General features: G+C 62.5%; 25 protein-coding genes. 21 read left to right on the forward strand and 4 right to left on the reverse strand.

Features of this window, described 5'->3' with window-relative positions:
* Positions 1 to 103: 103 nt before the first annotated feature.
* The gene (locus tag ACMGE0_RS04330; RefSeq protein WP_436814642.1) at positions 104 to 1042 is read right to left on the reverse strand and encodes a LysR substrate-binding domain-containing protein; all 939 of its coding nucleotides are present in this window, start codon (positions 1040 to 1042) and stop codon (positions 104 to 106) included.
* Between the two features lie 125 nt (positions 1043 to 1167).
* Between ACMGE0_RS04330 and ACMGE0_RS04335 the strand changes: the two genes are divergently transcribed.
* The 8 genes from ACMGE0_RS04335 to ACMGE0_RS04370 are packed head-to-tail and all read left to right on the forward strand — an operon-like array spanning position 1168 to position 10149.
* Positions 1168 to 2088 carry an ABC transporter permease gene (locus tag ACMGE0_RS04335; RefSeq protein WP_436814643.1) on the forward strand — a complete coding sequence of 307 codons (921 nt, stop codon included), beginning with the start codon at positions 1168 to 1170 and terminating at the stop codon, positions 2086 to 2088.
* Positions 2089 to 2098: 10 nt separating this feature from the next.
* Positions 2099 to 2938, forward strand: coding sequence for an ABC transporter permease (locus ACMGE0_RS04340; RefSeq protein ID WP_436814644.1), 840 nt, complete (start codon positions 2099 to 2101; stop codon positions 2936 to 2938).
* 40 nt (positions 2939 to 2978) lie between these two features.
* A complete protein-coding gene (locus ACMGE0_RS04345; protein WP_436814645.1) occupies positions 2979 to 4559 on the forward strand; it encodes an ABC transporter substrate-binding protein in 1581 nt (526 codons plus the stop codon).
* Complete coding sequence (locus ACMGE0_RS04350) at positions 4556 to 5395, forward strand: creatininase family protein (protein ID WP_436814646.1); 840 nt, start codon at positions 4556 to 4558, stop codon at positions 5393 to 5395. Before ACMGE0_RS04345 ends, ACMGE0_RS04350 begins: the two co-directional genes overlap by 4 nt.
* Positions 5392 to 7044 (forward strand): ABC transporter ATP-binding protein, encoded by a 1653-nt coding sequence (locus ACMGE0_RS04355; protein ID WP_436814647.1) that lies wholly within the window; start codon positions 5392 to 5394, stop codon positions 7042 to 7044. The genes ACMGE0_RS04350 and ACMGE0_RS04355 overlap by 4 nt, the downstream gene beginning before the upstream one ends.
* Positions 7041 to 7718, forward strand: a complete 678-nt coding sequence (locus tag ACMGE0_RS04360; RefSeq protein WP_436814648.1) for an RraA family protein — start codon at positions 7041 to 7043, stop codon at positions 7716 to 7718. Before ACMGE0_RS04355 ends, ACMGE0_RS04360 begins: the two co-directional genes overlap by 4 nt.
* A complete protein-coding gene (locus ACMGE0_RS04365; RefSeq protein ID WP_436814649.1) occupies positions 7718 to 9265 on the forward strand; it encodes a gamma-glutamyltransferase in 1548 nt (515 codons plus the stop codon). The genes ACMGE0_RS04360 and ACMGE0_RS04365 overlap by 1 nt, the downstream gene beginning before the upstream one ends.
* Positions 9266 to 9276: 11 nt before the next feature.
* The gene (locus ACMGE0_RS04370) at positions 9277 to 10149 is read left to right on the forward strand and encodes an N-formylglutamate amidohydrolase (RefSeq protein WP_436814650.1); all 873 of its coding nucleotides are present in this window, start codon (positions 9277 to 9279) and stop codon (positions 10147 to 10149) included.
* Between the two features lie 88 nt (positions 10150 to 10237).
* Here ACMGE0_RS04370 and ACMGE0_RS04375 read toward each other — a convergent pair whose 3' ends face one another.
* Positions 10238 to 11167, reverse strand: a complete 930-nt coding sequence (locus tag ACMGE0_RS04375) for a LysR substrate-binding domain-containing protein (RefSeq protein WP_436815053.1) — start codon at positions 11165 to 11167, stop codon at positions 10238 to 10240.
* 74 nt (positions 11168 to 11241) lie between these two features.
* Here ACMGE0_RS04375 and ACMGE0_RS04380 point away from each other — a divergent pair, with 74 nt between their 5' ends.
* On the forward strand, positions 11242 to 12162 hold the full coding sequence (locus tag ACMGE0_RS04380; protein WP_436815054.1) for a DMT family transporter: 921 nt from the start codon (positions 11242 to 11244) through the stop codon (positions 12160 to 12162).
* A gap of 15 nt (positions 12163 to 12177) precedes the next feature.
* On the opposite strand, the gene ACMGE0_RS04385 is transcribed toward ACMGE0_RS04380, so the two are convergent.
* Positions 12178 to 12738 (reverse strand): DUF922 domain-containing Zn-dependent protease, encoded by a 561-nt coding sequence (locus ACMGE0_RS04385; RefSeq protein WP_436815055.1) that lies wholly within the window; start codon positions 12736 to 12738, stop codon positions 12178 to 12180.
* Between the two features lie 269 nt (positions 12739 to 13007).
* Here ACMGE0_RS04385 and ACMGE0_RS04390 point away from each other — a divergent pair, with 269 nt between their 5' ends.
* The 7 genes from ACMGE0_RS04390 (at position 13008) to ACMGE0_RS04420 (ending at position 18952) form a co-directional block, all read left to right on the forward strand.
* The gene (locus ACMGE0_RS04390) at positions 13008 to 13325 is read left to right on the forward strand and encodes a hypothetical protein (RefSeq protein ID WP_436815056.1); all 318 of its coding nucleotides are present in this window, start codon (positions 13008 to 13010) and stop codon (positions 13323 to 13325) included.
* Between the two features lie 67 nt (positions 13326 to 13392).
* On the forward strand, positions 13393 to 14034 hold the full coding sequence (locus ACMGE0_RS04395; protein ID WP_436814651.1) for a TetR family transcriptional regulator: 642 nt from the start codon (positions 13393 to 13395) through the stop codon (positions 14032 to 14034).
* Between the two features lie 105 nt (positions 14035 to 14139).
* A complete protein-coding gene (locus ACMGE0_RS04400) occupies positions 14140 to 14982 on the forward strand; it encodes a metallophosphoesterase family protein (RefSeq protein ID WP_436814652.1) in 843 nt (280 codons plus the stop codon).
* A gap of 22 nt (positions 14983 to 15004) precedes the next feature.
* Positions 15005 to 16300 carry an ABC transporter substrate-binding protein gene (locus ACMGE0_RS04405; protein WP_436814653.1) on the forward strand — a complete coding sequence of 432 codons (1296 nt, stop codon included), beginning with the start codon at positions 15005 to 15007 and terminating at the stop codon, positions 16298 to 16300.
* Between the two features lie 109 nt (positions 16301 to 16409).
* The gene (locus ACMGE0_RS04410; RefSeq protein WP_436814654.1) at positions 16410 to 17360 is read left to right on the forward strand and encodes a carbohydrate ABC transporter permease; all 951 of its coding nucleotides are present in this window, start codon (positions 16410 to 16412) and stop codon (positions 17358 to 17360) included.
* The gene (locus ACMGE0_RS04415) at positions 17350 to 18210 is read left to right on the forward strand and encodes a carbohydrate ABC transporter permease (RefSeq protein WP_436814655.1); all 861 of its coding nucleotides are present in this window, start codon (positions 17350 to 17352) and stop codon (positions 18208 to 18210) included. The genes ACMGE0_RS04410 and ACMGE0_RS04415 overlap by 11 nt, the downstream gene beginning before the upstream one ends.
* A 1-nt stretch (position 18211) precedes the next feature.
* Positions 18212 to 18952: a tyrosine-protein phosphatase gene (locus ACMGE0_RS04420; RefSeq protein ID WP_436814656.1), complete on the forward strand. Its 741-nt coding sequence runs from the start codon at positions 18212 to 18214 to the stop codon at positions 18950 to 18952.
* A gap of 18 nt (positions 18953 to 18970) precedes the next feature.
* Here the strand turns inward: ACMGE0_RS04420 and ACMGE0_RS04425 are convergent, their stop codons facing one another.
* Positions 18971 to 19930 carry a S1C family serine protease gene (locus ACMGE0_RS04425; RefSeq protein WP_436814657.1) on the reverse strand — a complete coding sequence of 320 codons (960 nt, stop codon included), beginning with the start codon at positions 19928 to 19930 and terminating at the stop codon, positions 18971 to 18973.
* A gap of 268 nt (positions 19931 to 20198) precedes the next feature.
* Here ACMGE0_RS04425 and ACMGE0_RS04430 point away from each other — a divergent pair, with 268 nt between their 5' ends.
* From ACMGE0_RS04430 to kdgD, 5 genes are all read left to right on the forward strand, one after another.
* Entirely contained in the window at positions 20199 to 21326 is a 1128-nt protein-coding gene (locus ACMGE0_RS04430) for a TonB-dependent receptor plug domain-containing protein (protein ID WP_436814658.1), read from the forward strand.
* Positions 21327 to 21361: 35 nt separating this feature from the next.
* Entirely contained in the window at positions 21362 to 22243 is an 882-nt protein-coding gene (locus ACMGE0_RS04435; RefSeq protein ID WP_436814659.1) for a TonB-dependent receptor domain-containing protein, read from the forward strand.
* Positions 22243 to 23469, forward strand: a complete 1227-nt coding sequence (locus tag ACMGE0_RS04440) for an MFS transporter (protein WP_436814660.1) — start codon at positions 22243 to 22245, stop codon at positions 23467 to 23469. The genes ACMGE0_RS04435 and ACMGE0_RS04440 overlap by 1 nt, the downstream gene beginning before the upstream one ends.
* A 319-nt stretch (positions 23470 to 23788) precedes the next feature.
* The gene (locus ACMGE0_RS04445) at positions 23789 to 24541 is read left to right on the forward strand and encodes a FadR/GntR family transcriptional regulator (protein ID WP_436814661.1); all 753 of its coding nucleotides are present in this window, start codon (positions 23789 to 23791) and stop codon (positions 24539 to 24541) included.
* Positions 24542 to 24612: 71 nt separating this feature from the next.
* Positions 24613 to 25518, forward strand: a complete 906-nt coding sequence (kdgD, locus tag ACMGE0_RS04450; RefSeq protein ID WP_436814662.1) for a 5-dehydro-4-deoxyglucarate dehydratase — start codon at positions 24613 to 24615, stop codon at positions 25516 to 25518.
* The last annotated feature ends 4 nt before the right edge of the window (positions 25519 to 25522 follow it).

Consider the following 25522-nt stretch of genomic DNA (forward strand, 5'->3'; position numbering starts at 1 on the left):
CGAGTCGCATCTGCCTATGCCAGAAAACCAGGCAGGCCGATACGCTGCACTGCGCGAGAGCGGAGAATTTTCCACCTCCGGGCCGACCATCCACGTGACGTTTTCAGACGGGCTCGAAATGACTGCTGCGGATGAGGCTATTGCCGGCTTCCGCCATCACCCGTCGCGTCGTTTCCAGGAAATCGAGCACGATTTTGGACTTTTCCTCCGCCTGCCAGGCGACCAGCAGCTCGACTTCCGCGGGGATATCCGGAAGCGGCCGGTAGACGAGATAGGGGCTAGGATTGTGCGCCAGCCATGACGGCGCGACCGCAATGCCGACACCGGCCGCAACAAGGGTTCCTATCGCCAGCGTGTGCGAGACCTCCTGCGCGATGACCGGGTAGACGCCCGCGCGGCGCAGCGCATCCATGATCGCGTGGTAATAACTGGCTCCCACCGTCGGCGCATAGGTGATGATCGGTTCGCCGGCAAAATCCTTCACCGTCAGATCGCTTTTACCAGCCAGCCGGTGATCCCTCGGCAGGACGGCGACGAAGCCTTCCTTGAGAATATGCTCGGTCTTCAGGAAACCCGCCGGATTGGTCGGACGGATGAACGCCACCTGGATCTTGCCGCTTTGCAGGAGCTCGAGCTGCTGGGCGGTGCCGAGCACCTGCACGTCGACGGTCATCGCCGGATAGCGTTTCCGAAACTGCGAAATGACCGGCGGCAGGACATGCGACAGCGCCACATGCACGCCGCTGACGTAAATCGTTCCGCTGTCCTCTCCGGAAATGGAACGGGTATGCGTGACTGCCCGGTCGATGCCCCCTAGGATTTCCTGTGCGTGACGCAGGAAGATCTCGCCGGCGGGCGTGAGCTTCACGCGGCGCGTCGTACGGCGGAAAAGTCTGGTGCCCAGCCTCTCCTCCAGCTGGCGGATCTGCTGGCTGAGGGGGGCTTGCGCCATGCCGAGCTTGTCTGCCGCGCGGCTGAAATGCAGCTCTTCCGCAACGCAGGCGAAGTAATGGAGATGACGAAATTCGATGCCGTATTTCATATCTGAAACATATCAAAGCCCCCGCGATTTTGTAATAGATAATAATTTATTCCCGTGATTAGTTTTCAAAAAAACGACATAAAAATTGGAACAGCTGGGCCTATCGGCCCTGAAACGGGGCTTTCATGACGCGTTTCTGGTTGCTGAAAATCCTGCGGACCGCGGTTACGCTCTGGTTCGTGGTGACTTTCACATTCGTGGTTCTGAGAACGTCAGGCGATCCCGTGGTCGCGCTTGTCGGCGCCGACGCCACGCCTGAGGAAATCGAGCAGTTCCGCGCCCTCTGGCGTCTCGACGACCCGCTCTGGGTCCAGTACGTCCGTTACGTCATGCAGATGGCGACGGGCCAGTTCGGCATCTCCTACCGCGACGGCCGCGAGGTGATCGACATCATCGCCGAACGCGTGCCGTGGACGCTGATGCTCGGCCTCTTCTCCTATATCGGCGCTATCCTGATCGGCGTGCCGGCCGGCATCATCGCCGCCATCAAGCGCGGCTCGACCTTCGACAACCTGATCATGGCGACCGCCGTCTTCGGCTTCGCCTTGCCGAACTTCTTCCTCGGCATTCTCATGATCCTGCTCTTTTCGCTCAGCCTCCAATGGCTGCCGAGTTCCGGCACCGGCACCATCTGGCACCTCGTCATGCCGGCGGTGACGCTGGCGACCTTCACGGCCGGCACGCTTGCCCGCTTCACCAGGTCGGCCATGCTGGAAGTCCTCGACAAGCTTTACATCCGTGCCGCGGCGGCCAAGGGCGTAGGCTATTGGAAGCGCATCATCCTGCATGCGCTGCCTAATGCCAGCATCCCTCTCGTCACTATCATCGGCCTCAATCTCGGCGAACTGATCGGCGGAGCGATCGTGGTGGAGACCGTGTTTGCCTGGCCGGGCATCGGTCGCCTTCTGGTGACAGCCGTTTCCTCGCGCGACCTCGCGGTCGTGCAGGGCCTGGTCCTCATCATGGCCGTCACCATGGTTCTGGCAAATCTCGTGGTGGACCTGCTCTACGGTCTGCTCGACCCGCGCATCCGTGTGCAGAACTGAGGACAGGCGGATGAAGCGCGTCTCCCCCATTCTCGTTTTCGCGGTCGTCGTTCTTGCGATCGCGGTCCTCGTCGCCATCGTCGGAAATGTCTTCACGCCCTATGGCATGTCGCAGCAGAACCTGCTCGCGCGCCTGAAGCCCCCGGCTTTCCTGAGCGGCGGCAATCCGAGCTTCCCGCTCGGAACCGACCGCATCGGCCGCGACATGGTCGCCAGATTGATCGCCGGCCTGCAGATGTCGCTCTCGGTCGCGATCGCGGGCACGATCATCGGCGCGGTCTTCGGCTCGCTGGTCGGCTTCGTCGCCGCGCATTTTCGCGGCTGGGTCAGCGAGGCGCTGATGATGCTGGTCGACTTCCAGGCATCGCTTCCCTTCATCCTCATCACGCTGACGCTGCTCGCCTTCTTCGGCAACAGCATGACGCTCTTCGTCATCCTGATGGGACTGTTCGGCTGGGAAAGATATGCGCGCCTCGCTCGCGGCGTCGTCCTTTCGGCGATCAACCAGCCTTATGCCAAGGCGATCGTCGCGCTCGGCGCCGGCAACGGCCGCCTCTATCTGAAGCATGTGCTGCCGAATGTGGCGAGCGCCCTGATCGTCCAGGTCACGCTCACATTCCCGCAGATCATCCTGCTCGAAACCTCGCTGAGTTTCCTGGGGCTTGGCATCCAGGCCCCGCAGACGAGCCTCGGCCAGATTCTGGGAGACGGCCGCGACTATCTTTCGACCGCCTGGTGGATCTCGGTCTGGCCGGGTCTGGTCATCTTTCTCGTCACTCTTTCGATGAGCATCGTCGGCGACTGGCTGCGTGACCGGCTGGATCCGATGCTGCGTGCCCGAACGACCTGAAATACCGCTTTAACGTAATAACTAAAGGGAAGGTGGAACGATGTTTACAAGGCGTGAAGTTGGAAATCTCATTCTGGGCGCTGGCGCCCTTTCCATGGTCGGCAGCATGCCGAAACGGGCAGCGGCACAGGACCGGCCGTCGCTGACGATCGCAGTCGACAATCTCTGGGCCAACATGGCGACGATCAACGGCATCTCGACCACGTCGCGCCGGATATTCCCGAACTTCTACGACAATCTCGTCGACCGCGACTACATCAACGACGAGAACGGCCTGATCTTCGCGCCGAAGCTCGCGACCAAATGGGAGCAGAACGGCAATGTCTGGAGCTTCACGCTGCGTGAAGGCGTGAAATTCCACGACGGCACGGAAATGACCGCGGAAGATGCGGTCTTCACGCTGTCGCCGGAGCGCCTGTGGGGACCGAAGCCGTTCGAGCCGCGCGGCAAGACGTTTACCGCCGGCTTCAAGCGTGTCGAGGCGACCGGCAAATACACGTTCGAGATCGAGACCGAGCGGCCGGACCCCAACATTCCGAGCAAGCTCACCGGGTACATCGGCTTCGTCGTGCCGAAGAAGTATTACATGGAAGTCGGCGTCGACGGTTTCGGCCAGAAGCCGGTCGGAACCGGCCCCTACAAGGTAACGACCTTCCGCTCCGGCGAGATCATGATGCTCGATGCCTTCGACGACTATTGGGACGGTCCGCCGCCGGTCAAGCAGATCTCCTGGAAGATCGTACCGGAATTCGCCGCCCGCATGGCGGGCCTTGTGTCGAAGGAATTCGATTTCATCGTCAACATCCCGACCGACCAGGAAGCGACGCTGGAAGGCTATGAAGGCGTCACGCTGAAGCGGGTGCTGGCCGACAACTATCCGGCCTTCGCCTTCAACACCCGCCCCGATCCGGAAGACAATCCGCTCGTAGACGCCAACCTGCGTTACGCCATGGTTCAGGCGATCGACATGGATTCGATCGTCCAGGCTCTCTTCAACGGCACGACCGAACATCCGGCCGTTCCCTTCAACTTCAAGGAATACGGCAAGTTCTACGATCCGAACCTGCCGGTGAAGCTGCCCTACGACGTGGAGGCCGCCAAGGCGCTCGTCGCCAAGACCAAATACAAGGGCGAGAGATTGCGCTGGCACATTACCCGCCAGTTCTATCCCAACTATGAAGCGGCCGCGGAAATCATGGTCGAGCAATGGCGCGAGATCGGCGTCAACGTCGATGCGGTCATCCTCGACAACTTCGAACTCGTCTATCGCCGGCCGTTCCATCTGATGAACATGTCGATGAGTTCGGACTTCATCCCCGGCGATCCCTACCAGCCGCTCTGGCTGGACTGGGGACCGACGGCATCCCGCTCGACCGCGAACTGGAAGACGTGGGATCCGACGCCGGAATTCATCGAACTCGGCAAGAAATTCGACGCCGCCACCGATTTCGAGGAGCGCAAGAAAGCCTATCTCGCGCTTTCGGACGAATGGCAGCGCGTAACGCCCGGTTATTATCTCTGGAAGAGCGTCTACAACTGCGCCCATCGCGCCGGCATCGAATTCAAGTTCAAGCCGAACGGCGAAATGCGCATCTACGGCGACTACTTCAAGTTCGTATGATGACGGTAGAACGCAAGCATGCGCTGAAGGACATGACGTTCGCGGAATTCCGCGAACGCCTTTCCGAAAAGCCTGTCATCCTGCTGCCTTTCGGCAGTCAGGAGGAGCAGGGACCACACGCCCCGATGGGCGATTTCATGCTGACCGAGGCGGTGGCGGCGAAGGTGGCGGAAGCCGCCGATGCGATCGTCGCGCCGACCATTCCCTTCGGCTGGGCGGACTTTTTCAGGACCATCCCCGGGGGCATTCAGTTTCGGCCTTCCACCTTTTCCGCGGTGGTGGAGGATACGGTGACGGCCTTCCTCGACCACGGCATCGAACACATCCTCATCCTGAACGGCCATACGAGCAACGCGTCGCTCTTCGACCAGACGCTGAGGCGCATCCGTGCCGAACGCGGCGTCTCCGTCCCTTTCATCAATCTCTGGCAGTCGATCCCCGATGCGCTCTGGAAGGAGTTGCATGGTCCTTTGGTCGCAGCCGCCCGCGGCCATGGCGGCGATCCGCTGACCTCCATCTATCTGCATCTCTTCCCCGAACTGATGCGCATGGATCTTGCCAAGCCTTCGGTTCGCGCCAAGGCCTTCGGGCTGCCGACCGGCGGCGTCAGCAACGTCCAGTTCGAAGGCATGCCCGTGCATATGCCGCTCGACTGCCATGAGGTGAATGCCGATGGCATGCTGGGCGGCGATCCCTCGCTCGCCAGCGCCGAGAAGGGCGCGAAAATGGTCGAGCATCTTGTGGGCTTCTGCGCCCGCTTCGTCGAGCATATGCGCCGCTGCGACATGCGCTCGGTGACAGCTTTCACGCCGGAAGAAACGAGGGCGGTTTCATGAGCAGCGAGCGGCTTTCGATCGAGCATCTGAACGTGCCTTTGCCGCAGGGCGCAGACCGGCGTTTCGCGGTCGAGGACCTGTCGCTGACGGTGAGCAAAGGCGAAATCCTCTGCATCGTCGGCGAATCCGGCTCCGGCAAATCGCTGACGGCGCTGGCCGCGATGGGGCTTCTGCCCAGTAATCTCGGGCTGCCGACCGGGCATGTGATGTTCGAAGGCCGGGACCTGCTGACGATCGACGACGCCACCCGCCGCAGCATCACCGGCCGGCGCATCGCGATGATCTTCCAGGAGCCGATGGCAGCCCTCAACCCGATCTTCCGGGTCGGCGAACAGGTGTCGGAGACGTTTCGGATTCACACGTCGCTCTCTCCGGCGGAGATCCGCAAGAAGGTCATCGAGCTCTTCCGCGAAGTGCAGCTCCCGAACCCCGAACAGATCTACCACTCCTATCCGCACCAGCTTTCCGGCGGACAGTGCCAGCGGGTGATGATCGCGACCGCTCTGGCGCTCGATCCGTCCGTTCTCATTGCCGACGAACCGACGACCGCGCTCGATGTCACCACCCAGGCGCAGATCCTCAAGCTGATGCTGGAGCTTCGCGCCAGGCACGACACCGGCATCATCTTCATCACCCATGATTTCGGTGTCGTGGCCGAGATCGCCGACCGCGTCGCCGTCATGCAGATGGGCAAGCTGGTCGAGATCGGCACGCGCGACGAAATCCTCAACCACCCCAAGGAGGATTATACCCGCCGGTTGCTCGCTGCGGTACCGACGCTGACGCCGCGCAAGGAACGCGAAGGCCTCGGCAATCCGGTTCTCGTCGCCAGGAACATCGTCAAGACCTTCACCCGTTCCGGCCTGTTCGGCGGCGGCCGCACGGTGAAGGCGGTGGACGATGTCGATATCACCATCCGCCGCGGGGAGACACTGGGGCTCGTCGGCGAATCCGGCTCCGGCAAATCGACGCTGGCCCAATGCGTTATCCGACTGGTGCAGCCCGAAAGTGGCGATATTCTCATTTCCGGGGGCGATTTCGCCGGCCTTTCCGGCAAGGCGCTCCGCGAAGCGCGGCGCAAGGTGCAGATCGTCTTCCAGGATCCCTATACCGCCCTCGACCCACGCCAGAAGGTCGGCGCCTCCATCGCGGAAGGGCCGATCATCCACGGGCTCGACCGCAAGGCGGCCATGGCCCGCGCCCTCGATCTGCTCGAAGCCTGCGGTCTCGACCGGGCTTCCGCGAACCGTTTTCCGCACGAATTCTCCGGCGGCCAGCGGCAGCGCATCTGCATCGCCCGGGCGCTTGCGGTAGAGCCGGAGCTCCTGATCGCCGACGAGAGCGTTTCCGCGCTCGACGTTTCGGTCCAGGCGCAGGTTCTGAAATTGCTCGCCGACATGCAGGCGCGGCTCGGCTTCGGCATCCTCTTCATCACCCACGACCTGCGCGTCGCAAGCCAGATCTGCGACAACATCGCGGTGATGAAGAACGGCAAGATCGTCGAGCGGGGCGACCCGGCATCGCTCTTCGGCGCACCTAAGGAAACCTACACGAAGGAACTGCTCGCCGCCGTGCCCGGCAAGAGCTGGCAACACCACGCGAGCGAAAACGAGGCCGGAGAGCCAAAGCTCCGGAAGGAAGCACCATGAAGAAATACCAGATCGGCTCCGTGCCGAAACAGGTCGACGCCGAACTCGTCCGCAAGTTCGAGAGCGTCGAGGTGGCGACGATCGGCCATTTCCGTCATCGCGGTTTCGTGCGCCATTCGATCACGCCGGTGGTGGAGCCGAAAAAGACCTTGGTCGGCACGGCGGTGACGGTGGCTATCCCCGGCACCGATTCCACGCTGCTGCATCACGCGATCGGCTTCCTGCGTCCCGGCGACTTCCTGTTCGTCGACCGGCTCGGCGACGACCGGCACGCCTGCATCGGCGGCGGCGTCGCCTTCGCGATAAGGACGGCAGGCGCGATCGGCGTCGCGATCGATGGCCCCTGTACCGACGTCGAGGAGATCGTCGAGCTCGGCATGCCGCTCTGGTGTCGCGGCGTCTCTGGCATCACCACAAGGCTCAACGATCTCGGCGGCGCGCTGAACCTGCCGGTCTCCTGCGGCAACGTTCCGGTACTGCCGGGCGACGTGGTCGTTGCCGATGCGAGCGGCATCGTGGTGATCCCGGTCGATGAGGCCGAGGAAGTGGTCGAGGAAGCGATGGCCCGGCAGGCCCGCGCCGGCCGGAACAAGGACAAGGTCGCCGCCGGGGAAAAGCTCGGGGACCTCTCGGGTGCAAGCCGCCTCGTCGCCGCCGCGCTGGAGCAGAAGTAATGGAAAATCCGCAATACAATCACCTGCGCGTCGAGCGGGGCATCTATCGCAAGGTGGCGGGCGTCAGCGAACGTGGCGTCGTCACCTCCCAGCATTATGCGGCGGCCGAGGCAGGCGCCGCAGTTCTTGCGGCGGGCGGCAATGCCGTCGATGCTGCGGTGACCGCCGCCTTCACCTTGCAGACCGTCGAACCGTGGATGACCAGCCTCGCCGCCTGCGGCTACATGCTGGTCGCCCAGCCGGACGGCAAGGTGGAGGTCGTGGAATTCACCGGCCGGGTTCCTTCCTATTTCGATGAGGAATTCTACAAGCCCGATCCCGCGATCAAGACCTTCATCGGCCATCCGGCCTCGATCGACAACCGCAATGTCCGGGGCTTTACCGCTGCCGTCGTGCCGGGCTGCGTGCGCGGCTTCGCGGAAGCGCTGAAGCGCTACGGCACGATCGGCTTCGACCGGGCGCTGACGCCGGCCATCGAGCGCGCCCGCAAGGGCATGTATGTGGACTGGCACACGACGCTGGCGATCGCAATCGCCGAGGGCGATCTCGCCATGGATCCGGGGGCACGGTCGATCTTCCTCCCGGACGGCCACGCGCCGGAGCCGGGCATCACGCTGCCCCTGCCCCAGCTCGCCGGGACCCTGGAACAGCTCGCCAAAGAGGGGCCGGATGCTCTCTATGGCGGCGCGATCGGCGAAAGACTCGTCGAGGACCTGAACGCCGGCGGCAGTTCGATCACGCTGGAGGACATGGCGAACTATGCGCCGCTCCTCTATCCGTCCCGGACCATGCCGCTGCAGGGCAAGACCGTGCATGTGGCGGGGGAAACCAGCGCCGGACAACGGCTCCTTGATGCGCTCGATCACTTTGACGGGAAGCGCGGCAAAGGGCCGGTCGAGGCCGGCTTCTTTACCGCCATGGCCGAAGCCCTCTGGGAAAGCTTCGGCGCCCACCGCAAGCGCCTCAATTCCGCCGAGACGAACGGCAAGACCAGCACGACCCAGGTCAACGCCGTGGATTCCGAAGGCCGCATGGTGGCGATCACCTTCACGCTGCTCAACCGTTTTGGCGCCCGCGCGCTTTCTCCGTCCACCGGCATCCTCCTGAACAACGGCATGTCGTGGTTCGATCCGACGCCGGGTCGCGCAAACTCGCTGAAGCCCAACGCCTATGCGCCGAGCAACATGTGCCCGGTCGCGATCACCGACGAGAACGGTCCCTTCGCGGCCTATGGCGCTGCCGGCGGCAACCAGATCGTCCCTGCGCTGGCGCAGCTCACCGGCATGATCCTGCATGCCGGTCTCGATATCGAGGAGGCGATGAATATGCCCCGAATGACCACCGGCCCGCATAGCGACGTCATCTTCAACATCGACATGCCCGCCGATCAGATCGAGGCGCTCGAAAGGATCGCCAAGGTGAGGCCCGCTGCCGCGGTCGTCTATCCCCGTCCCTTCGCCGCCCCCGGCATGGTGGGCCGGCGCGGCAAAGTCTTCGTCGGCATGCCCGACATCACCTATCCGGCCGCCTACGCCGCTACAGCCTGAATGAGGCTTCCATGACTGACCTGACCTTCGCCCCCGCCGATATCGACGGCGTTCTCAAGATCATTCCGCCGACTGCCCCGACCATCCCGCTCGTCGTCGACTCGCCCCATAGCGGGCTGGTGATTCCGGATTTCGAACGCATCGTTCCCGACGAGTTGGTGCGCGTTGCGGCAGATACCCATGTGGACGACCTCTTCGGCTTCGCGCCCTCGATCGGCGCGCCGCTGCTGATCGCGCACTTTCCGCGCAGTTTCCTCGATTTGAACCGTTCGCTGAAGGACGTCGATCTCGAAATGGTGGAAGGTGTGTGGCCGCATCCGGTGCGCGACAGCGCCTCTGCCCGCCGCGGCATGGGCCTCACCTGGCGTTATGCCTGGAGCGACACGCCGATGTATGGCCGCAGGCTTACCGTGGAGGAGCTGGAAAACCGCATCGATACATACTGGCGGCCCTATCACCGCGAGATCGTCCGGCTGCTCGACGAGACATATGCAGCATTCGGCAAAGTCTACCACGTCAATTGCCATTCCATGCCGGCGGTCGGCCATGTGCTCTCGCCCGATCCGGCCGGTACGGTGCGCAAGGACGTCGTCGTCGGAGACTACGAAGGCCTCTCAAGCGAGCCCGACTTCGTGAAGCTCGTCGTCGAGACGCTGGAAGGCTTCGGCTACTCGGTATCGTTGAACGTACCCTTCAAGGGCGCCGAACTGATCTCCGCCTACAGTGCCCCGGCAAGGAATCGTCACAGCATCCAGATCGAGCTCAACCGCAAGCTTTATATGGACGAGGACAGCCGGGAGAAGATCGCCGGCTACGATGAGCTGAAAGCCAATCTCGCAAGGCTCGGCAATGTCATGCGCGACTATGTGACCGGCAAGGCCTGAAACGGCCTTACGCCGTCGGCCAATACGGCCGCGATCCGATGATAGCCGGTGGTTCAATGCTGCCGATCGATCAAAAGACCGCCCTGCCCTATCCCTTGCCCCGACCGGGAGCGATAAAGGCGGCGATTGCGGCTTCGTCCTGACCTGCAGCTTCCAGGAACCGGCGCGCGAATTCGGCCGCGGAACCTTTGAGTGCGTCATTGGGGCGGATCAGGTGGAACGCCAGGTGGTGATCGATCGTCCTGTCCGAAACCGCAACGAGCCGGCCGGAGGCCAAAGCTGCGTCGACAAGCGGCGGGCGGGCAAGCGCGATCCCGACGCCCTGGGCGCAGGCGTCGATCACCAGATTATAGTCTTCGAAGCGCCGGTCCTGACCGCGCGGCACGTATTCCACTCCGCCGGCCGCCAGCCAGCGGCGCCAACCCTCGATGTTGGAATCGTGCAGGATCGGCAGTTCGAGGAGCGCCTTCGCATCCGGGCATGGACCCAACCGGGACGCCAGTGAGGGCGCGGCAATCGGAAAAAGCTTCTCCTGCCAGAGCGGCAGGCTGCGCACGCCGGCCCACGGACTCTTGCCGCAGCGGATTGCCAGATCGATCCCTTCGCTGAAATCCGCCAGGCGGTGCTCCAGGATCATGTCGAGATGGATGTCATTTGCCTCCAGCATCGGCAGGCGCGCAAACAGCCAAAGCGAGGCGACCGAAGGCGTCACCGAAAGCCGGACCACCGTCTTGTTGGGGCGAGGCCGCCAGCGTTCGTCGGAATCGCCGAGCAGTGCCAGCGCCTCCTCCGCCCGTCCAAAAAAGCGTGCGCCCTCCGGTGTCAGCACGACACCCCGTGCCTCGCGCGAGAAAAGCCGCACGCCCATCCAGCGCTCCAGGCGCGCTACCTGCCGCGAGACGGCGCCATGGGTGACACCGCTCTCCTCCGCTGCGGCGGAAAACGAGCCAAGCCGGGCGGCGCGCGCAAAAGTCTCGAGCGTGTCGAGCGGCGGCAATGTCTGCGAGCTGTGAACCATACGCACATATGATCATCGATCCCGATGCTTTTCAAGCACGGATCAAAAGCGTAAGCCGGCGAGCACGGACAAAGATAGAGGCGAGCATGAGCGCGGTTGCAACGGGATCCAAAACGATGGACGGAAGACAGGAATTCGATGTGATCGCCTTCCTGGCGATCCTGGTAACCATCGTCTTCTGGGCGTCATCTTTCGTGGTCATCCGCATCTGCCTCGGCCCGCTGACGCCGGTCGAACTCGCGGCTGCCCGTTACGTGGCGGCTGCACTGATCGCCGCTGTCTATCTCGCCGCCGTCCGGCCGCCGCTTCCCTCGAAGCGCGATCTTCTGCGCCTCACGGTTGCGGGCGTACTCTTCATCGCAGCCTATGCCGTTCTCCTGAACATGGGCGAGCGTACCGTGGCGGCAGGCCCGGCCAGTTTCATCATCAACACCATGCCGGTCCTCACCGCCCTTATCGCCACCTTCGCGCTCGGCGAGAAATTCGGACGCTGGGGCTGGTCGGGGACCGCGATCTCCTTTGCCGGCGTGGCGCTGATCGCCGCATCGAGCGACGAGGGCTTCGATCTCGACCCGAATGCGATCCTCATCCTCGGCGCCGCCCTCTGCTCCGCCATTGCAAGCGTGCTGCAGAAGCCGATCCTCGGCCGCATGCCGGCGCTGGCCGTCACGGTCTGGCTGCTGCTGATCGGCTCCATACCGCTGCTGCCGGCGGTCCCGTCCACCGTTCAGGCGCTCCTCGCCGCACCGGCCGAGGTGAATTGGGGCGTCGCCTATCTGGTGCTCTTTCCTACCGCCATAGGCTATGTCACCTGGGCAATCGCGTTGAAACGGCTTTCCGCTGCCCGCGCCGCCAATTTCCTCTACGGCGTGCCGCCGACGGCGACGCTCATCGGCTTCGTCTGGCTGGGTGAAGTCCCGACCCTGATCGGTGCGATCGGCGGCGTCATGGCCATTCTCGGGGTTTTGGTCGTCAACCTGATGCGGAAGAGATAGACGGTCGCGATACGACTATTTCCCATTGACCAGGTTGAGGATGAGCTGATGGACATTGCCCCCGTCGCTCATCTCCATCCGGTCGAAATCGCTGCTCCGCTGCCGCTGCGCCCGCGAAATCTCGCCGAGTTTCTTCGTCAGCTCGGTTCTGATCTTCGTACATTTCGGATCATCGGCGACCGTGAGGCCGACGCTCACCCGTTCGATCTCCTTCACCATGTCGGTGATCATCACCCCATGCACCTTTTCATGCCTGCGGACACCCGCGATGAAAACGTCCCATTTCTTCTTGATGTCCGGCGACAGGGGCGAGACCGGCTTCGGCAGAACATAGGTAATGACAAGCCGTGGCAGCGCGGAAACCAGCGTGCACGCTCCGTTCGGCTGCGGCTCGTATTTCCGCGTCCACGTGAGCTTGAAATTGGTGTGGGCGATGGTGCGCACCTCTCGGCCGATCTTGGGACCGCGCTCGCCGATCGAGGCATAGATTTCGATACCGGACGTGCCGGTCACCGGATAGGTCTGCACCTGCTCGACGGCCTGCCATTGCGTCTGAGCATGCGCCGGAAGAGGCATCGATATGAGACAGGCCACCTGCCACCAGATTCCAATGCCTGTCTTCACGTCTTGCCTCCGGATATACGCCGACGCAACGAAACTAGGAGTGGAAGGAGATGGTTGCAATCATTGAAACGGGGGCACCGCATTTTACCGAGCACGTGAGCCGGCTTAGCCGGCGCTGCCGGCAAAATGCAATCAGAACTTTTATTCCAGCCTCTTGCCATATTTCATTCAAAATGAATGATGACAGCTATGTGACATCGCGTTCGATTGTGGAGAATTCAATGGGAGAGAAACGCAAGGTCTATGAGGCGCTGGTCGACGGTGCGATGGAGGGGCTCACGGACAAGGCGTTATTCGAATTCGTCGCAAGACGCTGCCCCCGGACATCGAGCAAGAAGATCGTTCGGGCCGCGCTGCTCGGCCTCACCGATCCTCACCTGCGCGATCGCAACATCCTCGACACGATTTATGCGCTCGCCATCAAACATCGCATGGACGAATTTCGTGAGGGAGAGGATGGCGATGACGAGCGCGACACCTGGCCTTCACCGTTCACCCGCAAGGCTGGGAGTGAAACGGGCCGCGCCGACTTCGCATAGCTCTTTGGATTGTCATCGGCCCTACATAAACCATCCCTAGACTGGCGTGGTCGAGGGTGATCGTTCCATGCATGGCCGCGCCAATCTCACTGCCATGAGGCTGATGGATGCCTGCGAGCATCTGCTCTGCGAAGCCGAGGCTCTGGAGGAGCTGACCGCCCGGCGGATTGCCATCGAGGCGCATGCCACGCCTTCCGCCATCGCCTATCATTTCGGCTCGCAGGAGGAGCTGATCGCAGCCGTCGCCGAGCGGGTCTATCGCCGGCTGAATGCCGAGCGCTTGAGCCTCTTGCGCAAGGCGGCCGATCGCCGGGCACCCGATCCGCCCGATCTGGAAGAGGTCATCGCAGCGCTCATCGGCCCGTCGATCCGATGGAGCCTCGATCCGACGTCCAGCTATCCGGTCCTCTCCCACTTCACGTCCATGGCGAAGACCCACCGGGAACGCGCACCCCATTACCGCCGCATCATCGACAATGTCGAACATCATCGCGCCTTCATACCGCATTTCAAGCGGATAGCGCCCTGGCTCGACGAAGTGGATATCGGCTGGCGGCTCAATTGCGCCCTCGGCATCCGGTCGCAGGTCACCCGCAGCCGCTCGCGCACCGAGGTCCTCACGAACTACCGCATGAATCTCGACGATCCCGAAATCGTCATCGCCCGCATGATCGAAGTCATCGCCCCGATGTTCCGCCGGCCGGCCTGAGGACTGAACCGCCTCGCCGGTTTCAAACGTCATTCGAAATCCGTCACGACCGGGAAACAAAGCCCCTCTATCGATCCTCCGGACAGTCATCCATGGAGGCATCCGGTGCGACGCGAAACCACATTCATCCATCTGACCGACCTGCATATCGGCACCGCCGACGACGATCACCTGCACAGCGACACGACGGAAACGCTGAACCAGGTCCTCGATCTTGTCGCGACCGTAACGCCGAAGCCTCAATTCGTGATCGCCAGCGGCGATCTCACGAATCGCGGCGACGCGGACAGCTACCGCCGGCTGAAGGAAATCATGGACGCGAAGATCGACGTGCCGGTGATCTATGCGCTGGGCAATCACGATACCCGTCCGGGCTTCTACGAGGGCATGGGCATCGAGACGCATGATCCGGACGCGCCCTACGATCACGATGCGATCATCGACGGCATCCATATCGTCACGATCGATTCCTCGACCCCCGACCTGATCGGTGGCACGATCGATCCCGAACAGTTCGACTGGCTCGCCTCCACGCTCGACAGCCATCCGCACCTGCCCAAGCTGATCGTCGTCCACCACCCTCCAGCGCTTGGTGAGGAGCCGGATGCAACCCACTGGCGGACAATCCATTTCCCGCAATCGGAACGTTTACGCGCATTGCTCAAGGATCGCAATGTCATCGGCATCCTGAGCGGCCATATTCATCATGACCGCGTTTCCGTCTGGCACGGCATTCCGATCGTGGTCGGCACGGGCCAGCACGCGGCCACAGATATCCTGCGCACGGACATCCTGCGCATGGTGCGCGGCGCCTCCTTCGGCATCGGTACCATCCGCCCTTCAGGCCTCACCATGGCCTTCGTGCCGCTGCCGTCCGACCGAGCCGAACTCAACACCTATCCGCTTGAACTCCTGATGGCGCGGGCAATTCCCGTCGCCGCCGAATAACCCCCCACCCGGAGAACGCAAAATGCTGCGCAGAACCACGCTCAAGCTCATGGCGACGCTTGCCGGCGCCTCCATACTGCCGCTCGGGGCCCTTGCCGAAATGCCGGCGACCGTCGACAAGCCGGTGACCATCAGCTTCTACAACTACAATCTCGCTTCCGCGAGCGTCGGCGCCGACGCCACCAGGGAGCTGATCGCCGCTTTCGAGAAGAAGTTCCCCAACGTGAAGGTCGAGACGGTCGCCGTCCCCTCGAACGAGATCATGGCCCGCGTGCAGGCTGATATCGTCGCCGGGCGCCAGCCGGACGTCGCCCAGCTCGTCTTCCGCGACCTGATCTATATCGCCAACGATCTCGGCGCCAACGCGCTGGAAGACATGGTGAGCCCCACGGAGCTCAAGGATCATCTCGCGGGCATGATCCCGCAGGGTCTGGAGCTCGGCAAGGTAGACGGCAAGACCTATGGCCTCGCCTATACCTTCTCGACGCCGATCCTCTATTACAATGCCGATCTCTTCAAACAGGCCGGCCTCGATGCGGAAAAGCCGCCGAAGACCTGGGCCGACGTCGATCTCGCCGGCAAGACGATCAAAGAAAAGACCGGCAAGAACGGCTTCTTTCCGGGCGCCTATGGCCCCTCCGACGGCACCTTCGTCTACCAGGCGATCGTCATGTCGAACGGCGGCAAGGTGCGCGACGGCAACAAGCTGACGTTTGCCGATACGAATGCCGCGGAAGCGGTCGCGATGCTGCGCGACATGGTGGACAGCGGCGCCCATGCCAAGATCGATGTCGCAAGCCCCGCCGACACCTTCGCGGCCGGCAATCTCGGCATGTTCCTCTATACGAGCGCGACGCTTGGCAGCTTCAAGAAGGCCGCCCAAGGCAAGTTCGACCTGCGCCTTGCCCCGATGCCTTCCTTCGGCGAAAAGCCGACGGCGCCGACCAATTCCGGCAGTGCCCTCTTCGTCTTCAGCAAGGATCCGGCCAAGCAGCGCGCATCCTACGAACTGCTCAAGTTCCTGACCAGCAAGGAAGCCTATACGGTCATCACCAGCAAGATCGGCTACCTGCCTCTGCGTCTCGATATCGTCGACGACCCCAACTATCTGGGCTCCTGGGTCAAGGAAAACCCGATGTTCCGCGCCAACCTGGAGCAATTGGACCGCCTGACCGCCAACATCGCTTTCCCGGGGCCGAATTACCGCCAGGTCGAGAAAATGATGATGGACTCCGTGCGTGAGGCCGTCTTCGGCAGCGGCGATCCGGTCGCAGCGCTCAAGGCCGCTCAGGAGCAGGGCCAGAACCTGATGCCTTAAAGACCGCAAGGAGCTCTAGGGGCCGATAGGTCCTGAGCAAAAATACGAGGCGATGCCGGGCGGGTCTCGTTCCCTGCCCGGCGTTCGAAACCGCACCGAAAGCTATCCCATGACCGATATCCAGGCCGATCTCGCAAGGCCGCTTGCCCTTGCCCGCGCCGCGCCGGCGGCACGCCCCCGCGGAAACTTCGCGCTTGCGCCCTGGCTTTATCTCGCGCCGGCGCTGATCCTCCTGATGGTATGGACCTACATTCCTCTGCTCGAAGCCTTTCAGCTTTCCTTCTACCAATGGAACATGTTGCCGACGGCGCCGCAGCGCTATGTGGGACTGACAAATTATCAGCGCCTGCTGGCGCTTCCGGAGATGCGCACTGCGCTCTGGAATACGCTCCTCTACATTCTCGGCCTTTTCCCGATGTCGGTGATCATCCCGCTCTTCGTGGCGATCTGGACCCAGGAGCTCCAGGGCCGCGCCCGGATGATCTACCGCGCGCTGATCTTCGTGCCGATGATCGTCGCACCCGTGGTTGCCGCCATTCTCTGGCGCTGGCTGCTCAATGAGGACCAGGGCCTCGTCACATTGGGGCTGGAGGCTCTCGGGCTTGGCCGCATCGGCTTCCTCACAGACCCGGACTATGCGCTCGCGACGCTCACCTGGATCACGGGCTGGAAGTTGATCGGCTTTTCGACGCTGCTCTTTTCCGCCGCCAATGCCGGCATCAATCCCTCCTATATCGAGGCGGCGCGCATCGACGGCGCCAGCCGTTGGGGCATCATCCGCGACATCCGCCTGCCGCTGCTTTCGCCGACCATCCTGCTTCTGTCGATGATGACGATCCTGTTCGGCGCGCAATGGAGCTTCGCCTATATCAACGTGCTGACCAATGGCGGCCCACTGAAATCGACGACCAACATCTTCTACCTGCTCTGGGAATACGGCTTCCAGACCATGTCGGCCGGCTGGAGTTCGGCTGCCGGCATGATTGCATTTGCCGGTTTCTCCGTCATCGCCGCGTTCTGCCTGTGGCTCATGAAGAGATATGCGATCTATGACAATTGACGCTTCCCGCGACCATCAACCGCCTGCCTTCTCGTCAAGCAGCGGACTTGCACGCCGTATCGCCGTACACGGCACCATGATCCTCCTTTCGATCCTGTCGATCTTCCCCATCTATTGGATGATCGTCACCTCTTTCCGGTCGGAGAACGAAATCTTCTCGACCGCGCCGTGGCCGTCAAACCCGTCTTTCGAGAACTACGTCTTCGTGCTGACCCGCATTCCAATGCTTCAGATGCTCGTCAACACGACGATCGTCGCGGCCGCGACGGCCGCGTTGCAGGTGCTGACCGGTCTGCTCGCGGCCTATGCGCTTGTCCGCTGGCGGATGCGGCTCGCCGGCCTCGTGCACGGCCTCATCGCGCTTTCCTGGCTCGTCCCTTTCCAGGTGACGATGATCCCGAACTATGTGCTCGCCTCGCGGCTTGGCCTCCTCGACACGCTGACCGGCCTCGTCGTGCCCAACGCGGTGGCAGCTTTCGCCATCCTGCTCCTCTACCACGCGATGCGCTCCTTCCCGGCCGAAATTCTGGAAGCCGCGCGCATCGACGGGGCAAAGAGCTGGCGCATCCTCTGGCAGGTCGTCACGCCGAACATGGGCGCGCCGATCGCCTCGCTGTCGATCATCGCCTTCATCTCCGCCTGGAACGAATATTTCTGGCCGCTGCTGCTCTCGCGAAAGCCGGAAAACTCGGTCGTCCAGATCGGCCTGCAGATGTTCATGACCCAGGAGGGCAATCTCTGGGGGCCGCTGATGGCGGCGGCAGCGCTGGCCAGTCTGCCGATCCTGGTCATCTACCTGATCCTGCAGCGCCACGTCATCGAATCCTTCATGAAATCCGGAATCCGCTGATATGCTTGCCCATGACCGCCTGATCGCGCTGGAAGGCGCCCACAACGTCCGCGACCTCGGCGGCTACAGGACTGCCGATGGCGGCCTGACCCGCTGGCGCTCTATCCTGCGCGGCGATGCGCTGCACCGGCTCAGCCCGGCCGATATCGAAACGCTGCTGGACCATGGCCTGACGACCGTCATCGACCTGCGCAACGCCCATGAGATCGCTGCGGAGGCCAACCCCTTCGCGGGACATGCCCGAGTGCGCTATCAGAACACGCCGCTGTTTTCCGCGCTGGCGCCGGTCGAACTGATGGCGAATGCCGCTCAAGGCTTCGACATGGGCAACCGCTATTGCGAGGCGCTCGACAATTGCCGTCCGGCCATCGCGGAGGTGCTGAAGGCCATCGCCGACGCGCCTGCCGGCATGGTGCTTTTCCATTGCAGTGCCGGCAAGGACCGTACCGGCGTGATCTCCGCCCTGCTGCTTGCCAATGCCGGCGTCGATGAAGCGACCATCATCGAAGATTACACGCTGACCGCAACGATCTCCGGCCCGCTGATCGCGCAGCTCCGGGAACGCGCGCTCGGCCGGGGCACCGCACCGGCACTGGTCGATATCGTTCTGGCCTCCGAACCGCACAGCATGCGTCAGGCGCTCGATCATATCCGCGACAGCTACGGCAATGTGCGGGATTATTTCGACGTGCTGGGTATCGACAAGCAGACGGCAGGAAAACTGCGGAACCGGCTTTCATAGAACCGGTTCCGACGCGATTCAGCTCTTCGGACGCGCTGCGGGAACCAGAACGCGGTCGACGATCTGCGAGTCCAGATCGTAGACGGAGATCGGCGTCTCCTTGCCGATGCGGGTCCCGTCGAGCAGGCGGATCAGGTCGTCCGCGCCGGCGACGGGATGGCCGTCGATGGCCAGGATGAAATCGCCTTCCGTCAGGCCCGCCCTATCGGCCGGACTGCCCGGATCGATGCGGCGGATCCGCACGGTCGTTTCCTGCACCATGCCCGCCTTCAGCGCGACGCGGCGCGGCAGCGCCGTCGTATCCACGACAATGCCGATGAAAGCGCGGCGCACATGGCCGAAGCGCAGGAGTTCCGACACGACGAAATTCGCGGTGTTGGAGGCAACGGCGAAAGCAATCCCCTGCGCGCCTTGGATGACGGCCGTATTCACGCCGACGACCTCGCCGGACGCTGAAACCAGCGGCCCGCCGGAATTGCCGGGGTTGAGCGCCGCGTCCGTCTGCACCACGTCGTCGATCAGCCGGCCGGTGGAGGCGCGCATGGAGCGGCCGAGCGCGGAGACGACGCCTGATGTGACCGACCAGTCGAAGCCGAGCGGATTGCCGATTGCAATGGCGATGTGGCCGCGCCTCAGCTTCTTGGAATCTCCGAGCCGCGCCCAGGCCTGGACGTCCATGTCGGCGCGCACCAGCGCGATATCGGTGTCGGCGTCGCGGCCGAGCACGGTGCCCTGCCCGACGGCGCCATTCGCGCTCCGGATACGGACGGTCTTGGCGTCTGCGACGACGTGGTGATTGGTGATGATCAGGCCGTCGGGCGAAATGGCAAAGCCCGATCCGTGCCCGTTGCCGCCGAGCCGCTCGATGCGGCTGACGGCGGGACCGACGCGGTCGACGGCGCCGGCGACAGTCTCCGAATAGGCGTCGATAAGGGTGCCATCTTCAGGGACCGGGGGATTGGTATCGATAAATCCCATGACAAGAACTCCGGAAAATCACCCTTCGGAAGAGAAAGGGCGAAAGAAGAAGCTGATGTGGTGGGCGCGGGAGCGTGAAACAAGGACCCGACACCCTACGGCAGCCGCTCTCAAACGCGATGAAGGAGCGAAGCGCCCGGCAAATGATGCTCACCGGATACACTCACCGATAGAGCCCGGAATTGTCCCCTCCGGTCAGATCACGAATACTTGACAATCTAATTCATATTTGTGAGTCCCCGCAAATCATGAGCAGCGGAGACAAGTTATGATTCTAAAATACAGTATCGGACTGCTGACGGCGGGCGTTGCCATCATATCCTGCGGTCCCTCCTTCGCGCAGGCTCCCGATGCCGACACCACGCTTGCGCCGATCGTGTTGGAATCGGAAAGCGACGACATCCTCGTCCAGGACGGTTACGTCGCGAAATCCGACCGCATCGGCACCAAGGTGGACACGCCGATCGTTCAGATTCCCCAAGCCGTCTCCGTTGTGACCCAGGACCAGATCGAGGATCAGAAGCCACGCACCCTCAACGAAGCGCTGACCTATACGGCAGGCGCCAACCCCAACAACTTTGGCTACGATTCGCGCTATGATGCCTTCTACCTGCGAGGCTTCCCCGTCTATTATACCGGCATGTTCCGTGACGGGCTCAAGCAGTTCAACGGCCCGTCCGCCTGGTTCCGCACCGAACCCTATGGCCTTGAAGGCATCACGGTCCTGAAAGGCCCGGCATCTTCGCTCTACGGCGTCAGCGGCCCCGGCGGCATCGTCAATTTGGTGACCAAGCGGCCCAAGGACGAGCCGTTCCATGAAGTCGAAACGCTGATAGGCCAGGACAACCGCTACCAGGCGGCCTTCGATTTCTCCGGTCCGGTCGATGAGGAAGGCATGTTCCTCTATCGCCTGACCGCGCTCGGCCGGAAAAGCGACACGCATATTGAAGGCTATCCGGACGACACGGCCTACATCGCTCCCGCTTTCACCTGGAAGCCGGACGAGGACACCAAGTTTACCTTGCTCGGCGAATATTCCCGTTCCGTCACCGGCAGCACCGCCTTCTTCTACAATCCTTCCGTTGGCGAAGTCTCCGACATCTATAGCGGCGACCCTGATTGGAATGACCTGACGACAAGGCAAGGCCGGATTGGCTACGAATTCGAACATCGCCTGAATGACGTTGTGACCTTACGTCAAAACCTGCGTTACCATGATGTGGATGTCGACCTTCAATACAGTGGGTTCAATCCCTCGCCGCCGGTCCGCTCCTGGGCCCATTACAAGGAGCGCGTTAAGAGTTTCGGCATCGACAACATGGCGCAGTTCGAATTCGACACCGGACCGGTGAGCCCACGCGTGCCAAGGGTTCGGCAGTTTCCATCGACGATCTGAAAGGACTTCCCTTCAATCCGGCCGGAAGCCAGGAAATGGACCAGTATGGCCTGTACGTCCATGATCAGATGGAATGGGACAACTGGACGCTCTTCCTGAGCGGCCGGCAAGACTGGGCCATGTCCAACAGTGTTCCCTCCACCGGTACCCAGGTGGACAGCACCGACAGCGCATTCTCCGGCCGTGTCGGCCTGTCCTATAGAACGGATTGGGGCGTAATACCGTATGCGAACTATTCCCGGTCTTTCTCGCCCAATGTCGGCTTCGTCTACGACGCCTCCAACACCCGCTCGGTTGCCAAGCCTACTTTGGCCGACCAGGTCGAGGTCGGCGTCAAATACGAGATTCCGGACACCAACGCCGTGCTCACCGCCAACTATTTCGACATCAAGCAAACCGATGGCGTGGTCTTCGACGGCACGTTCGATACGGACGGCAACCAGATCCAGCGCCAGCTCGACCTGCATTCGCGCGGCGTCGAGCTTGAGGCGAATGCCTCTTTCGACAATGGCTTCAGCCTGATTGCCTCCTATACGTATATGCGGATGGAAATCGACGCAGGCCTGCCTGGAACCGTCGGCAACCAACTTTCCGCAACGCCTAATCACATCGCATCTCTCTGGGGGCACTATCTCTTCGAAGACGGCCCGCTGGCGGGTCTGGGAATAGGCGCGGGTGTCCGCTATGTCGGCGAAAGCTATGGCGATGACGGGAACACCTTCAAGAACGAGGCCCGGACGCTCGTCGATGCCGCGGTCTCCTACGATTTCGGCTATCAGAACCCGAATCTGAAGGGGCTTACGCTGCAGGTGAATGCGAAGAACCTGTTCGACACGGTCAAGCCTATCTGCTCTGCCGGCAATTGCTACTGGGATGAAGGCCGCACCGTCTATGGCAGCCTGCGGTACCGCTTCTGATGTCTGAAGCCGTGCAAACCGGAAAGGTCTCGCCGCTCCTCGTGCTTTCGGGGATCGGCGGGCTTTATGTCGCGCAGAGCGTCATCGGCGGCGTCACCTGGGCCGGCCTGCCGGCGATCATGCGTTCAGAAGGCGTGCCGCTCGACCAGATCGGCTACGTGTCGCTGATCGCACTGCCCTGGGCGCTGAAATTTCTATGGTCGCCGTGGGTGGAACGTTATCGTCTGCCCCCGGCAGGGAAAAACCGTTCGGCCGAGATCGTCGCGGTCGGCGGGCTGATCTGCGTGATCGGCCTGCTTCTGGCCGGAAGCCTCTCACCGGGTGAAGCGATACCGCTGCTCGGCTGCCTGACGATCGTCGCTTTTGCCGCTTCGACCGTCGATATCGCCTGCGACGGCTTTGCGGTACAGAGCCTGGCGAAAGCCGAGCACGGCTGGGGCAACGCGACACAAGTCGGCGGCGCCTATCTCGGCTCGGCGATCGGCGGCGGTCTGTTCCTTTATCTGGTCGGCGGCTTCGGCTGGTCCTGGGCGGTCTGGACCATGGCTGTCGTTCTCCTCCTTTTGGGTCTGCCCTTCCTGCTGGGCGCCGCACGCAACCTGCCGGAAGAGACCCGCCAGCACGTACCGTCGCTCGGAGCGGCGCTGAAGCGGCCCGAACTCCGCCGGGGTCTGCTCGTTTCGGCGGTCTTCGTCGTCGCGCAGAAGACGGCGATGGGCATGATCGGCCCATTCCTGGTCGATGCGGGCTTCGATGTCGCCACGATCGGGCTCTTGAACGGCCTCGGCAGCATCTTTGTCGGGCTTGGCTCTGCACTCCTCGGCGGACTTTGCGTCAGGCTGTGGGGCGTTCGCACCGTGCTGGTCCTGTCTCTGCTGATCCAGGCCGCCTTTCTTGCCCTGTTCTCCTTTGCCGCTTTCACGAAACTGCTGCCGGAAAGCCTGCTTATCATCGCCGCGATCGGCAGTTCCTCCGGCATCATGGCCTTCGGTTTCGTGGCGCTCTACGCGCAATTCATGCGCTGGTCCGATCCCAAGCAGGCCGGCGTCGATTTCACACTATTCCAATGCGTGGATGCATTGGTCAGCATCATCGGCGGCATGCTAGCCGGCCAAATCGCCAATGCTTTCGGCTACGGCATCTTCTTCGGCTGCGCGGCCGCTCTTGCTGTCGGCGCTGCGCCGGCGATTGCCGCGGCGGCAAAGCCGGAAAACGTTGTCGCCTGAACTTTCGAAGCGGCGTGACTTCGCGCCGCTTCGCTGCGGGCGTCGTCCCCCTGCGCGCCGCGACGCCAATAGCCGACGACAAGCTGCCTGTGACCTATCAAGTTTTCACTCCTTGCGGCAACCGGTACCGACGTCTTTTGCGAATGTTTCTTCAGAGTATGGATGGAGGCGCGAAATCCAACTTGTTCGTGACAAACGCGGCCACTTGTCATACATGTTCAAGAGACGAAATAACGAACTGGCCCGGTTTGGCGTCGCCGCTCACTTGATATATGAGATGGTGCCACATCGCGACGCGCGCTGAGCATGGAGGAACGAAATGAGCGTTGAGACGAAACTCGATACCGGAAAAGGGTCGGGGACGCTTGTTTCAAAATTGGGCGATACGCTTCGCCATGCGATCGCGACCGGCCAATTTCCGCCTGGCTCGCGCCTGCCGAGCGAAGCTCAGCTGACTGAAGCCCATGGCGTCAGCCGTACCGTCGTGCGCGAAGCGATCGCTGCGCTGCGCGCCGACCGCCTTGTGGAGGCACGCCAGGGCGCCGGCGTCTTCGTGCTGGAGCCGCCCGCCTCCACGCAATCGTCCATGCTGTCGCTTCCCAATATCGATCTCGCGCGCGTCTCCTCGATGATCGAACTCCTCGAGCTCCGCACAGCCGTCGAGGTCGAAGCGGCGGGACTTGCGGCGCTGCGCCGGTCGCCGGCGCAGGAGGAGGTCATTCTTGAGCGGCATTATGCGGTGAGAGCCTGTCTGGAAGCGTCGCGGCCGACCAGCGAAGCGGATTTCGCGCTGCATCTCGCCATCGCCGAAGCGACCAACAATCCCCGCTTCCGCGAGTTCCTGACGATGATCGGCCGCAGCCTCATTCCGCGTGCCGCCTTGCGCACGGACGATACGGAGACCGACCAGACCGCCTATATCAAGCTCCTCGACCAGGAGCATGAGGCCATCGTGGCGGCGATCTCGGACGGCGACGAGGAGGGCGCGCGCGAGGCTATGCGCAGCCACCTGCGCGGCAGCCAGCTACGCTATCGGTCGCTTCTCAGGGAGATCCGGGAATCTGTAAGATGACTTGTTGACACAAGTCGGGGCGATCTGTACGACAATTCCGTCTGGAGGAGACGCTACAGAGGAAGTCTATTATGGCGCCAGAAGAGATCAAGGCTACGCTGGGCGCTGGCCTGCTGTCCTTTCCCGTAACCCATTTCGACAAGGAAGGTCAGTTCCAGCCGGAAAGCTACCGCCGTCACATCGAATGGCTATCCGGTTTCGATGCCCCCGTTCTGTTCGCGGCTGGCGGCACGGGCGAATTCTTCTCGCTGTCCCCGCATGAAATTCCCGGCATCGTCGCCGCCGCCAAGGAAGCATCCGGCAAGACGGCGATCGTCTCGGGCTGCGGTTTCGGCACGCATGTCGGCGTCGAGCTTGCCCGCGCGGTCGAAAAGGCCGGCGCCGACGGCATCCTGCTCCTGCCCCATTATCTGATCGATGCGCCGCAGGAAGGCCTCTATCAGCACGTGAAGCGTATCTGCCAGTCCGTCGGCATCGGCGTCATGGTCTACAACCGCGACAATTCGGTTCTCGGCGTGGACACGTTGAAGCGGCTCTGCGACGAGTGCCCCAACCTGATCGCCTTCAAGGACGGCACCGGCGACATCGGCCTTGTCCGGCAGATCACCGCCACCATGGGCGATCGGCTGATGTATCTCGGCGGCATGCCGACGGCGGAGCTCTTCGCCGAAGCCTATCTCGGCGCCGGCTTCACCACCTATTCCTCGGCAGTCTTCAATTTCGTGCCCGGCCTTGCGGTCGAGTTCTACAAGGCGCTGCGCGCGGGCAATCGCACCCGCTGCGAGGAAATCCTCAAGGACTTCTTCTATCCCTTCATGGCGCTGCGCAGCCGCCGCAAGGGTTATGCCGTCGCGGCCATCAAGGCCGGTGTGCGCCTGCAGGGCTTCGATGCCGGAAAGGTGCGGCCGCCGCTCGATGACCTGACAGCTGAAGAGGAGGACATGCTCCTTAAGCTTATCGGCTCTCACAGGCGGTAGTCCG

Origin of the sequence: Neorhizobium descurainiae (assembly GCF_051400715.1) — a bacterium.
Lineage (GTDB): Bacteria > Pseudomonadota > Alphaproteobacteria > Rhizobiales > Rhizobiaceae > Neorhizobium.